Below are 12,989 nucleotides of genomic sequence, written 5' to 3' on the forward strand. Positions count from 1 at the left end.
AGGCCCTGGCACGCCCGGAGGGTCCGGCCGATGCGGACGAGGCCCCCGACCCCGCGCCGCCGGAGACGGAGGCCCCGCCCCCGGCCGGTCCCGAATCCGAGGGAGCCTCGGAGGCCCCGGAGGAGCCCATACCCGCCGGGGACGGCACCGAGGCCCCCGACCCGGACGATGCCGCCACCGACGACGGGGCCACCCATGCCCCGGAAGCCCGGGACACCCCGCCCGAGCCGGAGCGCCACGACCCCGACGAGGCCCCGGACCCCACCGAGCCCCGAGACCCGGACGAGGCCCCGGACCCCTTTAACGCAGGCCATTCCGAGACGGATCAAACGGCTGCCGCCGATGCTTCCGGGACTGCCACCTCGGACCAGAACGAGGCGCCCGTCCCCCTGGACGCATACGACGCGCGCGATGCGCCGCCCCCGGCGGACGGTGATCTCAGGGGCGGCGACCATCCCCATTTGATGCGCAAGGACGACGACTTCGGCGCCGAGTACAACCGGTATGGGCAACGCAAGTCCCACCTCGATGCGGACGGCAATCTGGTGCCGGCCAACCCTGATGGACGGTCGAGCATCGTCGACCACGTCGTCGGACGAGGTTCCGAAAAATCGGACAGTCCGTATACGTCGCTGAGCACGGACGGGGCCGATTCCAAGGAGTTCGGCGGGCAGAGGATCAAAGTCGACTTGCCCCGCTTGCAACGGGACATCGATGCCGGACTGGTGGAGGGCGTTGTCGTCCACCCACCGCATGAGGTCCAGAAGGCGATTCAGGACAGTGCCGACGAGATCGCAGGGAGACCTGTCGATCTCACCGTCAAGCCGGGAACCTCACGCCGTAAAATCGCTGCTAAGGCAGCAGAGCTGGGCCTCGACTCAGACGCGACGGGGGAAATCGTCCAACGTATGGTGGACATGATGAACACCCGACGCGATGATGAGTGGCTCATCAAGGGCATCGTGCCGCGTGAGTACATAACCGGGCCCCATTGAGAAAAGGTATGAGCGTGACCCGTTTCGACGTGCTCCTCGGGACTGACTTCGATGGAAGTCGCACCGATGACGTCTATTCCGTCATCTATGGCGGATACGACCATCCCGAGCACCGCGAGCGCGTGCCCGATCTGATCGCGCTGATGCGAGATGCCTCAATGCCGGCACTGGAGCGTTACTTCGCTTGCCTCGCCCTCGTGGCCTGGGGCGAACCCGCAGGCTACCGAACGGTCGAGGAGGCGACCCGTGACCCGCGGTCCGCGTTCTGGTACGACCTCGTCATCGATCGAAAGTTCTCTGTCGACCGCAGCTACGGCCTGTTCTCCGAGGCCGTCGCGGACAGTTGGGAACTCGCCGAGGAGAAGGGCTCGTCCGAACTCTTCCTGGAGGTTTCCAGGTCGCTCGTGCGGATCGGGGACCGCGAATACTTCGAGGAGAAGCTGGGTGACTGCCTGGACGAGTCGGTGGTGCTCCCCTGTCTTTCGGACATTCGTGAAGTCATCGCGCGCGGCCTGGACTCCATCGAGGCCGGCGTTCGCCACGCCTTCGACCTGCCCACCCAACTCGTCGATCTGGCCAACGCGGTCGTGACGGTCGACGAGGACCTGGGCGTGGAGCTGATCACCCGCATCCTCCACGTCGCGCCCGGCAACCGGACCATGGCCCACGCCGTCACCGGGGTCTATCGGGCCAAGGGCCCGGCGGGGCGGGGCCTGGCCGAATACCTCGCCGCCGAGGGGAGCGAGCACGTTCGGTCGCTTCTCGCGGAGGGAGCCTGACGGTCGTCGGGGGCGCCGACAGGCGGCCCCGACCGCCAGGGCGCCGTCACTTCGCGCACAGGGCCTTGTCGATCAGGGCGTCCGCGCGGTCCATGGCCTCCAGGCTGGGCGGCATGTTGGCCGTGAGCGCGATCGTCGCCGCGCGGCCGTCCTCGGTGGCGCCCGGGAAGGAGTGGTAGCCCGGGAGGTTGCCCCCGTGGCCCCACGCCAGGCCGCCGCAGCTCAGCGGGGTGCTCGCCAGGCCCAGGCCGTACCGGGTGCCGGGGCGCCAGCCGCGGGTGTCGATCTCGACGGTGCGGCGCATCTCCGCGAGCTGCGCCGGCTTCAGGAGTCCGCCCCCGATCAGGGTGGAGAAGAAGCGGTTCAGGTCGCCCGGGGTGGAGACCAGTTGGCCCGCCGACCAGCCCCACGACGGGTCGATCTCCGTGATGTCCTCCAACGGGACCCCGGGCCCGGGCGCGTGGTAGCCGCGCGGGTGGGCCCCGCGCAGGGTCTGCTCGCCGACGGCGGGGAAGTAGGTGCTCCGCAGCCCGATCCGCTCGATGACCCGCTGGGTGATCTGCTCGGCCAACGGACGCCCGGTGACCTTCTCGATGATCAGGCCGGCGAGGACGTAGTTGGTGTTGTTGTACGCCCAGCTCGTCCCCGGCGCGAACAGCGCCTTGTGGGCGAGCGCGATGTCGACCAGCTCGCGCGGCTGGTAGTAGGTGTGCCGCTTCTCGCCGAAGACCGCTTCCCGCAGGTGGTCGGTGTAGTTGGGCAGTCCGCTGGTGTGCTGGAGGAGCTGGCGGACGGTGATGGCGCGCCCGTCGATGCCGTCGCCCCGCAGCAGGTTCGGCAGGTAGGTCTCCACGGGGGAGTCCAGCGCGATCTTCCCCTCGCCGACGAGTTGCAGGACCACCGTCGCCGTGAACGTCTTGGTGTTGCTGCCCACCCGTATCCGCCCGTCGGCCGGCGCCTTGGCCCGGGTGCGCAGGTCGGCGACTCCGGCGGCCTCGTGGCGTACGCGCCCGTCGCGGCCGAGCGTGGAGGCCAGGGCGGCCGGGAAGCCGTCCTCGGTCACGAGCCGCCGCAGGTCCCCGCGTACGTCGTACCGCGCGCCGCGCGCCGTGGGTTCGGGCTCGGACGGGGCGGCGGACGCCGTCGCGGGCAGGGCCGTCGCCAGGCTCAGCGCGGCGACGGCGGTCGCGACCACCGAGAGGGCCCGTCGGCTGGCCGACGGGGCGCAGGGGAGCGGGCGGACGGAAGGGCGATCGGTCATGGAAGGACGCTCCTGAAGGGAGGGGGAGGAGTGCCGCGGTGATCCGGCGGCACGCCTTCGACCCTAGGAAGCGGGGCCGGTGGCGGGCATCGGGCGCGGGCACGAGGGACCCGGGTCCGGCCCGCCCCACGACCGGGACCCCGGTCCTCCCCCTCACAGTTGACCCACCGTCAACCCGCGTTGCGGCGCGGCCCTATCATGCGGTGATCGTCAACGACTCGGGGGAGCCGATCCAATGAGCACACGCGTACGCGGACGGGTCGCACCGTCCCTCGGGCCGGCAAGACGGCGCCGCCCGGGGTGGAAGGGCGTCGCGATGATGCCCTTCGTCCTCGCCGCCCGCATCCACCGGCCGATCCGGCCGGACCGGCTCCGGGACCCGGCCATCGAGTCGGCCCAGATCGCCCGTACGGCGATCGGCGTCCTGGCCACCCTCTGGCTGGTCTTCGCGTACCCGTTGCGCGAGTCCGCCGGGGCCGTGGTGGAGGGGAAGATCGTCGAACTCGTGGTGAGCGCGGGCATGCTGCTCGTCCTCGGGCCGATCGCGTTGACCGCCTTCGTGATGGGTGCCCGGCCGCCGGGTCCCGCCTTCTACCGGCCGAGGCTGAGCGGACCCATGACCTCCCTCGGGGCGCTCTTCGCCACGGCGCTGCTGCTGTGGCTGAACGTCATGTTCGGCTCCGTGCTGCTCGGGCCGCTGGCCGGGTTGGTCGTGCTGGTCCTGCTGCCGTTCGCGCTCGCCTCGGCCGTGCTCTGCGTCCACCACACCTTCCGGGCGGCGGACGTCCACGAGGTGCTCCCACCGCTGATATCCCCGGTGTTGGTGTGGTCGATGTGCGTGGTGCAGCTCTTCGACGCGCCGCCCGTGGCCGCCCCGGCGTGGGTGCGGGTGCTCTTCCTGGTCGGGCCGCCCGTGTCGGTGACCGCGCTGTCGGCGTGGGAGCTGCGCCGACTGCGCGTGCGCCACGGGATCACCGTCCGGCTGGCCCTGGGCCGGTAGGGCGCGGGCCCGGGCCCGCGCCCGGGGTCAGGGCGCCAGGCCGTCGGCGACCAGTCCGGCCAGGACGGCCTGGCCCAGGGCGTGCACGGCGGACTGGGGGCGGACCATCACCGTGAACTCCTTGATCCGGCCCGCCTCGTCGAACTGGAGCAGGTCGATCCCGTGGATCTGCCGCCCGTCCACCGTGGCCCGGAAGGGCAGGATCACCGACGGGGCCCGCTCGCCGTCCGCGCTCGTCTCGGCCTCGCCCTCCAGGCGGCCCAGGTAGCGCAGGTCCTCGAAGACCCGCAGCAGCACTCCGAAGAGGCCGAGGACCATCTCCTTGCCCTCGAAGGGGACGAACTTCACCGGGCTGTAGAGGCGGACGTCGGGCGCGAACAGCTCGTCCAGCGCGGCCCGGTCCCGCTTCTCCACGGCCTCCCGGAAGCGTTCCGCGGTCTTCGGTCCCGGTTCGGTGTTCGGCTGCACGGCGATCCCTTCCCCTACTCAACAATATGACTAGTAAGTTTTTTGAGTATGATGCCGAGGACGGCGACGGAAGGGAAGGGGCGACCCGCGATGGCCCTGCGACACGCGGTACTGGCCGCGCTGCTCGACGGCGAGTACAGCGGCTACCAGTTGGCGAAGGGTTTCGACATCGGCGTCGCGAACTTCTGGCACGCCGTCCCCCAACAGCTCTACGCCGAGCTGGCCAAGCTGGAGAAGGACGGCCTCGTCACGGGCCGCGAGGTGGTCCAGGAGGGGCGCCCCAACAAGCGCGTCTTCCGCGTCACCGAGGCCGGCCACGCCGAGCTGGAACGGTTCGCCGAGGCCCCCTGCAAGCCCTCCTTCATCCGCGACGACCTCCTGGTCAAGGTGCAGAGCGCCGACCGCATCGGCACCGCCGAGGTCATCGCGCAGTTGGAGGAACGGGCCACCGCGGCCGAGGCCAAGATCGAGATCCTCACCCGGCTGCTGCGCACCCTGCGCGGCCCGCTGGACGAGGACGCGTACCTCCTGCGGGGCGAGCGCATCGGCGGGTACCTCACCTGCCTGCGCGGCCTCGCCTTCGAAGAAGGTCACCGCGACTGGTGCGTACGCGCCGCCGGTGTCCTGAGGGAAAGGCAGCGAGCCCATGCACAGCGGTGAGTACCTGCGCTACGTCGCCCTGGGCGACAGCCAGACCGAGGGAGTCGGCGACGGGGACGACACCGTCGGCCTGCGCGGCTTCGCCGACCGGTTCGCCGAACGGCTGGCGGTCGTCAACCCCTCGCTCCTCTACGCCAACCTCGCCGTCCGGGGTCGACTCGCCCACCAGGTCCGCGCGGGGCAACTCGCCCCCGCGCTCGCCCTGCGCCCCGACATCGCCACCGTCGTCGCCGGCGTCAACGACCTGCTGCGGCCCGGGTTCGACGCCGCCCGGGTGGCCGGCGAACTGGAGGAGATGTTCGCCGCGCTGACCGCCTCGGGGGCCCGCGTGGTGACCGTGACCTTTCCCGACGTGGCGAGGATCGCGCCCCTGGCCCGGCCCCTCGCACCCCGGGTCGTCGCCCTCAACGCGCACATCCGCGCCGCGGCCGCCCGTCACGGGGTGAGCGTCGCCGAGACCGGCGGGGCGGCCGTCTCCACCGACCCCCGCCTGTGGAGCGTCGACCGGCTGCACGCCGCCCCGCTGGGCCACGACCGGATCGCCGCCGCCCTCGCCCACGCCGTGGAGCTGCCCGGCAGCGACGACGCGTGGACCCGCCCGCTGCCGCCCCGACCGACCCCCACCGTGCTGCGGAGCGCCGTGGGCGAGGCCCGCTGGCTGGCCGGCTTCCTCGGTCCCTGGCTGGCCCGACGGCTGCGCGGCGCCTCCTCGGGCGACGGCCGCACCGCCAAGCGCCCCCACCTGGAACCCCTCACACCGCGCTAGGCCGCCCCGGTCGCCCCGGGCGCCGTGCCCGGCCGGTCCGAGGGGGCGGAGCGGATCACCGTGAACGCCGCGCCCTCCGGGTCGGTCACCGTGGCCTGCCGGCCGCCCTGCCCGTCGTGGGGCGGCGTCACGACGCGCCCGCCCAGCGCGCCCACCCGGGCGGCGGCCGCGTCGGGGTCCGCCACCTCGAAGTACGTCATCCAGTGCGGGCCCCGGTCGTGCGGCAGCGCCCGGCCCACGCCGTGCACCGCGGCCACCGGGCGCCCCTCCAACCGCAGCGTCACGTAGTCGAAGTCGGCCCCGGCGCCGGGGTGCGTCACCGCCTCGTGCCCGAAGACGTGCTGGTAGAACTTGCCGACCGTGGTGGTGTCCTGCGTGACCAGCTCGTTCCAGACCGGGCTGCCCGCCGCCCCGTGGCGGTGCGTCTCCCGACGCGGCCCCGTCTGCCAGATGCCGAAGATCGCGCCCAGCGGATCGGAGCAGATCGCCACCCGACCCACCACGCCCGCGTCCAGCGGACCCACCGCGACGGTCCCGCCGCAGGAGCGGATCGCCTCGGCCGTCACGTCCGCGTCGTCCGTGGCGAAGTACGTGGTCCAGGAGACCGGCAGGTGCCGGTCCGGCGGCATCTCGCCGATGCCCGCCACCTCCCGGCCGTCGAGGAACGCCCGTACGTAGGGGCCGAGCTGGGCGGGGCCCGGCTCGTACTCCCAGCCGAACAGGTCGGCGTAGAAGTCCTCGGTGCTTCCCAGACCGTGCACCATCAGGCTCACCCAACACGGTGCGCCGGCCGGGCGACGCACGATCCCCGCTGCCTCCGTCATGTCAGCCGTCTCCTCCGTCGTGGCCCGAATTCCCCCGCAGATGCTTCCACTCCGCGGCGTGCGCCGCGCCCCGACCGGCCGGATCGCAGGGCTCGGGGGAGAGATGACCGAATCACTGCGGCCGGTCGATGTCGGCCTTGTTACGCGGGCTCGGAAGTGGGGAGGAAGATGGGCCCCATGACTGCGATTCTCTCGGCCTCCGCACTGATGACCGAGCTGGCGGGCCCCCGGCCGCCGGTGCTCCTGGACGTCCGCTGGCAGCTGGGCGGGCCCGACCAGCGCCCCGCCTACGAGGCGGGCCACCTGCCCGGCGCCGTGTACGTCGACCTCGACCGCGAACTGGCAGGTCCGCCCGGGTCGGGCGGCCGCCACCCGCTTCCCGAACCGGAGGCGTTCGGCGCCGTCATGCGCAGGGCCGGCGTCCGCGCCGACGAGCCGGTGGTCGTGTACGACGGCGGCCAGGGCTGGGCCGCCGCGCGCGCCTGGTGGCTGCTGCGCTGGACGGGTCACACGGCGGTGCGCGTACTGGACGGTGGCCTGGCCGCGTGGACGGCGGCGGACGGTCCGGTATCGGCCGACACGCCGACCCCCGCCGAAGGCGATTTCAAGCCAAACCCCGGGGCGCTCGGGCTGCTCGACGCGGACGAGGCGGCCGATCTGGCCCGTACGGGGCTCCTGCTCGACGCGCGCGCGGGGGAGCGGTACCGGGGCGAGGTCGAGCCGATCGACCCCGTCGGCGGGCACATCCCGGGCGCGGTGTCGGCTCCGACCACGGAGAACGTGGACGCGGACGGCCGCTTCCTGCCGGCCGAGCGGCTGCGCGACCGCTTCGCCGCACTGGGCGCTTCCGAGGAGGCTCCGGTCGGGGTCTACTGCGGCTCCGGCGTCTCCGGAGCGCACGAGGTGCTGGCACTGGAGGTGGCGGGGATCCCGGCGGCCCTGTACGCGGGCAGCTGGTCGCACTGGTCCTCGGACCCGAGCCGCCCCGTGGCCACGGGGCCGAACCCGGACGGCTCGCCGCGGGAGGCCTGAGGCGCGCGGCGGTTCGGCGGGGCCCGGAGGCATCACGCGTCCGGGCCCGTCGCCGCCCGAGCGCACCCCGACGGGCCGGTGTCCCGTATCCCGAGCGGCCGGGGTATCCCGACGGGCCGGTATCCCGCATCCCGAGCGGCCGGCATCCCGACGGGCCCGGAGCCCGTCGCCCCGTCCCGCCGGTCCGCCCGCTACTCCTGCTTCTTGCGCCGGGTCCCGAAGACGATCTCGTCCCAGCTGGGCACCGCCGCACGGCGCCCCGGACGGACCCCGTCGGCCTCGGCCTGGCGGTCCGTCGTCCCGGTGAGCCGGTCGCGGTGGCCCGCGACCGTGCGCGGCATCAGCACGTCGGCGTACGCCGCTCCGGCCCCGGCCGAGGCCGCCGCGGCGGGCGGCTCCTCGCTCTCCGCCTCGTCCGCGGGCGGATCGGAGCGGTCCGGCACCACCAGGTCCCCGCGGAAGCTCGGCACCGCCTCCAGCAGGCTGGTCAGCGTGTCCCGTTCCTCCTCCGGCTCCGGCGGGGCCGGGGCGACGGGGCGTTCCATGGCGCGGTCGAGCGTCCGGTCCAGCGGCCGGTCGCGCGGCAGTCGGGCGATCCTCGGGACGAAGGGGAAGCTCGGCTCGGGGGTCGAGGGCAGGTCGTCGGACTCGCCGATCAGCGAGCGGGCCTCGTCGTCCACGGCGACGACCAGCCGGCGCGGCGGGTCGTACGTCCAGCTCGCGGAGTGGGGTTCGGTGGCGACCCGGTAGACGAGCAGCACCTCCCAGGTGCCGTCGTCGCGGCGCCAGGAGTCCCACTGGACGGAGTCCTTGTCGGCCCCGCGCAGGGTGAGGCGCTCCTGCACGGCCTCGCCCAGCTGGGGTCCGGTGTTCTCGCCGGGGCGGCGTACGGGCGTCTTACGGGCCCGCTCCGCCATGAAGGCGCGCTCGGCCAGCACCGGGCCCTCGAAGCGGCGCACCCGGTCGACGGGGATGCCGGCGAGCTGCGCGACCTCCTCGGCGGAGGCACCGGCTCGTATGCGGGCCTGGATGTCGCGCGGGCGGAGGTGGCTCTCCACCTCGATCTCGATCTGGTTCAGGCGCGCGCGGTCATTGCGCACGGCAGCCCGCAGCCGCTCGTCGATCGGAAGCGTGTACTCCGTGCTGTCCGCAGCCTTGAGCACCAGTCGTGTTCCGTCATTCGAGACGGCCACGACACGCAGTTCGGGCATGGGGACCTCCCGGGTGGTGCCTGCCGACGTCACGTGCGTCGCTGCTTCCGCTAGTCGAGTGTGGCCTGCCCGGGTGCAGCCTGCCACAACCTTGCCGAGTTAAACCGGCGTGTCGGGCATGCGCCCTTGATCGACGTTATGGCACGGTTACCTGTTGGGCACGCACAGTGACCGGTTGGTTACTGTGCGCAGCAGGAGCCCGTGCGATACCGCGGCATCACCGGTCTTGAGCGCCGTTTCTCCATCAGTCGGCCCCCTCTCCCGAGTCCGGACATCCGTAAGGAAGGACGGCCCCAGGGCTCGCCACAGTACTCCATTCGGGCCACCTGGGTGGACCGCCGCGCCGCCGAACTTGTCCCGGGCGGCGGGAGTTGGCGTGCCCGGAATCGGGCCCGCGTCCGGGCCGACCTGCGCACGCGTCCGAATTCGGGTGTCCTGCTTCACAGAATCCCCAGATCCGGAACCATCCGTTTCGCTCGGCGGTCAGTAACTCCAGGAAGAGGAGAAGCGCGAGAGGCGGGACACACCGGGGATGACGAAGGTTCGCAAGACGGGACAGGAAGCCGAGAGCGGCGAATCCGAGGGCCGGGGGCTCGATCTGAGCGTGGCCCAGGTCGCGGGCAGCTCCCTCGCCACCGTCGCGGCGGCCCTGCTCGCCTCGAAGCTCGGCGTCTACGGAACCATCCTGGGCGCCGGCGTGGTGAGCGTGGTCGCCACCGCGGGCGGGCCCGTCATCCAGCACGTCTTCCGGCGCACCGGCGACCAGTTGCGCGAGAGCGCCCGCCCCCGGTCCCGCCGGGCGGGGGAGCCTGCGGTTCCGGAGCCGGTCCCGGTCGGGGCCGAGGGCCCGCCGCCCTCGGGGGAGTTCGGGGCGGCCACCGTGCACGGAACCCGCGTACGGGGCTGGAAGCGGACGGCGGTGGCCTCCGCGGCGGCCTTCGCCGTGGCCATCGGCGGTCTCGGGACCTACGAGGCCGTCGCCGGCACCTCGATCAGCAGCGGCGGCGACACCCTCCTGTCGGGCGGCACCCGCAAGGCCCCCGACCACCGACCCTCCCCGCGCGAGGACGGCCGGGACGGGTCCCGCGAGGGCGGCAAGGAGGGCGGACGCGGGAGCGAGGACGGCGCGGGCACGCGGCCCGGCCCCTCCCCGAGCCCCTCGCACCCGCACTCCGGCGAAGGCACCGGAGGCACGGGCGGCACCGGGGGCGCCGGCGGATCCCCCTCGCCGGACACGGGAGCCTCGAACACCCCGGACCCGGCGAAGCCCTCGCCGGACCCGTCGCCCTCGAAGCAGACCCCGAAGCCCGATCCGGCCACCGGCGGCTCGACCGGCGCGGGGACCGGCGGCGGCCAGGGCGCCGGCACCGGATCCGGCACGGGGTCCGGCACCGGTACCGGCGCGAACGGTTCCCCGGCCGCGCCCTGACCCGGGCTCAGCTCCCCAGGACCCGCCGCAGGTAGTCGTTGCCGAACACCCGGTCCGGGTCGAGGCGGTCGCGCAGCGCGGTGAACTCGCCGAAGCGCGGGTAGGCCTCGGCGAGGTAGGCCGCGTCCCGGGTGTGCACCTTGCCCCAGTGCGGCCGGCCGCCGTGGGCGGTGAAGATCCGCTCGGCGGCGGTGAAGTAGGCCTGGTACGGGGTGCCCCTGTACATGTGCACCGCGATGTACGCCGTCTCCCGGCCCGAGGCCGTGGACAGCGTGATGTCGTCGGCCGGGGCCGTCCGGACCTCCACCGGGAAGCTGATCCGCAGGGGGGAACGGTCCACGGCCGCCTTCAGTTCCCGCAGTGCCTCGACCACGCGCTCGCGCGGAAGGGCGTACTCCATCTCCACGAACCGCACCCGGCGCGGGCTGGTGAACACCTTGTAGGGGATGTCGGTGTAGGTGCGCGCGGACAGGGCGCGGCTGGCGATCCGGGCGATGGAGGGGACGGTCGCCGGGAAGGCCCGCCCGACCGAGTTGACGGCCTGGAAGAGGCCGTTGGACAGCAGCTCGTCCTCGATCCAGGCGCTGACGGCGCCGGGCGGGGCGGCGGGGCCCTGGCTGCGGTTGTTGCGCTTGGTGTTGCAGTTGCCGGTGTGCGGGAACCAGTAGAACTCGAAGTGCTCGTTCTCCGCGACGTGCCGGTCGAACTCCGCGAGCACCCGCTCGAAGGGCATCGGCTCCTCGCGGGCGGTGAGGAGGAAGATCGGCTCCACCGCGAAGGTCAGCGAGGTGACGATGCCCAGGGCCCCGATGCCGAGCCGGGCCGAGGCGAAGACCTCGGGGTTCTCCTTCTCCGAACAGTTCAGCAGGGATCCGTCGGCGGTGACCAGCTCCAGGGCGCGGATCTGGGCGGCTATGGAGGCCGAGTCGCGGCCGGTGCCGTGGGTGCCCGTCGAGGTCGCGCCGGAGACCGTCTGCTCCATGATGTCGCCCATGTTGGCGAGCGAGAGGCCCTCGCGCGCCAGGGCCCGGTTGAGGTCCTCCAGGACCGTGCCGGCCGCCACCGTCACGGTGCCGGCGGCCCGGTCGAGGGACAGGATCCCGGTGAGCGCCTGGGGGCGTACCAGCACTCCGTCGGTGGCCGCGGCCGCCGTGAAGGAGTGCCCGGTCCCCACCGCCTTGACCCGCAGTCCGTCCGAGGCGGCCCGGCGGACCTCCTCCCGGAGCTCGTCCACCGTGCGCGGGGCGACCACGCGCGCGGGGGTGGACGAGACGTTCCCCGCCCAGTTACGCCACGTGGCCGGCCCGGTCGTCCCCGCTGTCCGTGCTCTCGCTGTCCGCACCATCGCCCGCTGTCTCCTCCCCTAGCGCCGGCCTCGTCAGCCGGCGGTAACCCGCGAACGCCACCGCCGCCGCGGCCGCCCCCGCCGAGAGGGAGACGACGTACCCGCGGCTCGCGCCGGCGGCGTCGATGACCAGGCCGGTCACCGAGGAGCCGAGCGCGACGCCGACCGCGAGGCCGGTGCTGATCCAGGTCATGCCCTCGGTCAGCTTCGCGCGTGGTACGTGCGCCTCGATCAGGGCCATCGTGGTGATCATCGTGGGAGCGATGGCGAGGCCCGAGACGAAGAGCGCCACGGCCAGAAACGGAAGGTTCCCGGCCAGTAGGAGGGGGATCATACTCACGGCCATCGCACAGATGCCCAGTACCCAACGGGGTTCGGCCCGACCCTTGAGGTGCAGCAGGCCGAAGACGATTCCGGCGATACAGGACCCCGCCGCCCAGATCGCCAGGATGAAGCTGGCCGAGGACTTGCTGCCCTGCTCCTCGGCGAAGGCCAGGGTGGACACGTCGATGGAGCCGAAGATCGCGCCGGTGGCCACGAAGGTGGCGGTCAGCACCTGGAGGCCGGGGGAGCGCAGCGCCGAGGTGCGGTCGCCGCCCTCGACGCGCGGGTGCGGTGCCGGTTCGGTGGAGCGCTGGGCCGTGAGCAGCCAGACGCCGACCATCAGGCAGACGGCGGCGATGAGCGGGCCGGCCTCGGGGAACCAGGTGGTGGAGAGTCCGATGGCCAGGATCGGGCCGAAGATGAAGCAGACCTCGTCGACCACGGACTCGAAGGAGTACGCGGTGTGCAGCTCGCGCGGGGAGTCCCGGTAGATCACGGTCCAGCGGGCGCGGACCATGGAGCCGACGCTGGGCACGCAGCCGGCGACGGCGGCGCACACGAACAGGGTCCAGTCGGGCCAGCCCCGCGCGGCGGCCACGAGCAGGACCGCGACGGCGGCGACCGAGATCAGCGTGGCGGGGCGCAGGACCCGGCGCTGGCCGTACTGGTCGACCAGGCGGGAGACCTGGGGGCCGATGAAGGCGGCGGCGAGGGCGAGGGTGCCGGTCAGCGCGCTGGCCATGGCGTAGCGGCCGGTGATCTCGGAGATCATCGTGAGGATGCCGACGCCCACCATGGAGATCGGCAGCCGTCCTATGAGGCCGGCGGCGCTGAACGCCGTGGTTCCGGGGGCCGCGAATATCGCGCGGTAGGGACTGGGCAAGGTGTCTCCGTA

Annotated in this window: 13 protein-coding genes; 7 read left to right on the top strand and 6 right to left on the bottom strand. The window is 73.0% G+C overall.

Features of this window, described 5'->3' with window-relative positions; all coding sequences use genetic code 11:
- Nucleotides 1-464: 464 nt before the first annotated feature.
- Nucleotides 465-995 carry a hypothetical protein gene (locus tag ACZ6ZI_RS11505; protein WP_469518837.1) on the top strand — a complete coding sequence of 177 codons (531 nt, stop codon included), beginning with the start codon at nt 465-467 and terminating at the stop codon, nt 993-995.
- Between the two features lie 14 nt (nt 996-1,009).
- A complete protein-coding gene (locus tag ACZ6ZI_RS11510; protein WP_469518838.1) occupies nt 1,010-1,774 on the top strand; it encodes a hypothetical protein in 765 nt (254 codons plus the stop codon).
- Nucleotides 1,775-1,820: 46 nt separating this feature from the next.
- Here ACZ6ZI_RS11510 and ACZ6ZI_RS11515 read toward each other — a convergent pair whose 3' ends face one another.
- Nucleotides 1,821-3,035: a serine hydrolase domain-containing protein gene (locus ACZ6ZI_RS11515; RefSeq protein ID WP_469518840.1), complete on the bottom strand. Its 1,215-nt coding sequence runs from the start codon at nt 3,033-3,035 to the stop codon at nt 1,821-1,823.
- Between the two features lie 316 nt (nt 3,036-3,351).
- Here ACZ6ZI_RS11515 and ACZ6ZI_RS11520 point away from each other — a divergent pair, with 316 nt between their 5' ends.
- Entirely contained in the window at nt 3,352-4,035 is a 684-nt protein-coding gene (locus tag ACZ6ZI_RS11520; protein WP_469518842.1) for a hypothetical protein, read from the top strand.
- 27 nt (nt 4,036-4,062) lie between these two features.
- On the opposite strand, the gene ACZ6ZI_RS11525 is transcribed toward ACZ6ZI_RS11520, so the two are convergent.
- On the bottom strand, nt 4,063-4,503 hold the full coding sequence (locus ACZ6ZI_RS11525; protein ID WP_469518844.1) for a nuclear transport factor 2 family protein: 441 nt from the start codon (nt 4,501-4,503) through the stop codon (nt 4,063-4,065).
- Nucleotides 4,504-4,593: 90 nt separating this feature from the next.
- On the opposite strand from ACZ6ZI_RS11525, the gene ACZ6ZI_RS11530 reads away from it, so the two are divergent.
- Both ACZ6ZI_RS11530 and ACZ6ZI_RS11535 read left to right on the top strand, forming a co-directional pair.
- Nucleotides 4,594-5,163: a PadR family transcriptional regulator gene (locus ACZ6ZI_RS11530; RefSeq protein WP_469518846.1), complete on the top strand. Its 570-nt coding sequence runs from the start codon at nt 4,594-4,596 to the stop codon at nt 5,161-5,163.
- Nucleotides 5,150-5,929, top strand: a complete 780-nt coding sequence (locus tag ACZ6ZI_RS11535; protein WP_469518848.1) for an SGNH/GDSL hydrolase family protein — start codon at nt 5,150-5,152, stop codon at nt 5,927-5,929. Before ACZ6ZI_RS11530 ends, ACZ6ZI_RS11535 begins: the two co-directional genes overlap by 14 nt.
- On the opposite strand, the gene ACZ6ZI_RS11540 is transcribed toward ACZ6ZI_RS11535, so the two are convergent.
- Nucleotides 5,926-6,753 carry a VOC family protein gene (locus ACZ6ZI_RS11540; RefSeq protein ID WP_469518850.1) on the bottom strand — a complete coding sequence of 276 codons (828 nt, stop codon included), beginning with the start codon at nt 6,751-6,753 and terminating at the stop codon, nt 5,926-5,928. The genes ACZ6ZI_RS11535 and ACZ6ZI_RS11540 overlap by 4 nt on opposite strands.
- A 177-nt stretch (nt 6,754-6,930) precedes the next feature.
- Between ACZ6ZI_RS11540 and ACZ6ZI_RS11545 the strand changes: the two genes are divergently transcribed.
- Entirely contained in the window at nt 6,931-7,785 is an 855-nt protein-coding gene (locus ACZ6ZI_RS11545; RefSeq protein WP_469518852.1) for a sulfurtransferase, read from the top strand.
- 191 nt (nt 7,786-7,976) lie between these two features.
- On the opposite strand, the gene sepH is transcribed toward ACZ6ZI_RS11545, so the two are convergent.
- Nucleotides 7,977-8,996 carry a septation protein SepH gene (sepH, locus tag ACZ6ZI_RS11550; RefSeq protein ID WP_469518854.1) on the bottom strand — a complete coding sequence of 340 codons (1,020 nt, stop codon included), beginning with the start codon at nt 8,994-8,996 and terminating at the stop codon, nt 7,977-7,979.
- A 532-nt stretch (nt 8,997-9,528) separates the two neighbouring features.
- Between sepH and ACZ6ZI_RS11555 the strand changes: the two genes are divergently transcribed.
- Nucleotides 9,529-10,425 carry a hypothetical protein gene (locus ACZ6ZI_RS11555; RefSeq protein WP_469518856.1) on the top strand — a complete coding sequence of 299 codons (897 nt, stop codon included), beginning with the start codon at nt 9,529-9,531 and terminating at the stop codon, nt 10,423-10,425.
- Nucleotides 10,426-10,432: 7 nt separating this feature from the next.
- On the opposite strand, the gene ACZ6ZI_RS11560 is transcribed toward ACZ6ZI_RS11555, so the two are convergent.
- Nucleotides 10,433-11,770, bottom strand: a complete 1,338-nt coding sequence (locus ACZ6ZI_RS11560; RefSeq protein ID WP_469518858.1) for a D-arabinono-1,4-lactone oxidase — start codon at nt 11,768-11,770, stop codon at nt 10,433-10,435.
- On the bottom strand, nt 11,712-12,977 hold the full coding sequence (locus ACZ6ZI_RS11565) for an MFS transporter (protein ID WP_363052616.1): 1,266 nt from the start codon (nt 12,975-12,977) through the stop codon (nt 11,712-11,714). Before ACZ6ZI_RS11565 ends, ACZ6ZI_RS11560 begins: the two co-directional genes overlap by 59 nt.
- Between the last annotated feature and the right edge of the window lie 12 nt (nt 12,978-12,989).

It is taken from the genome of Streptomyces sp. NPDC103540 (assembly GCF_055584445.1).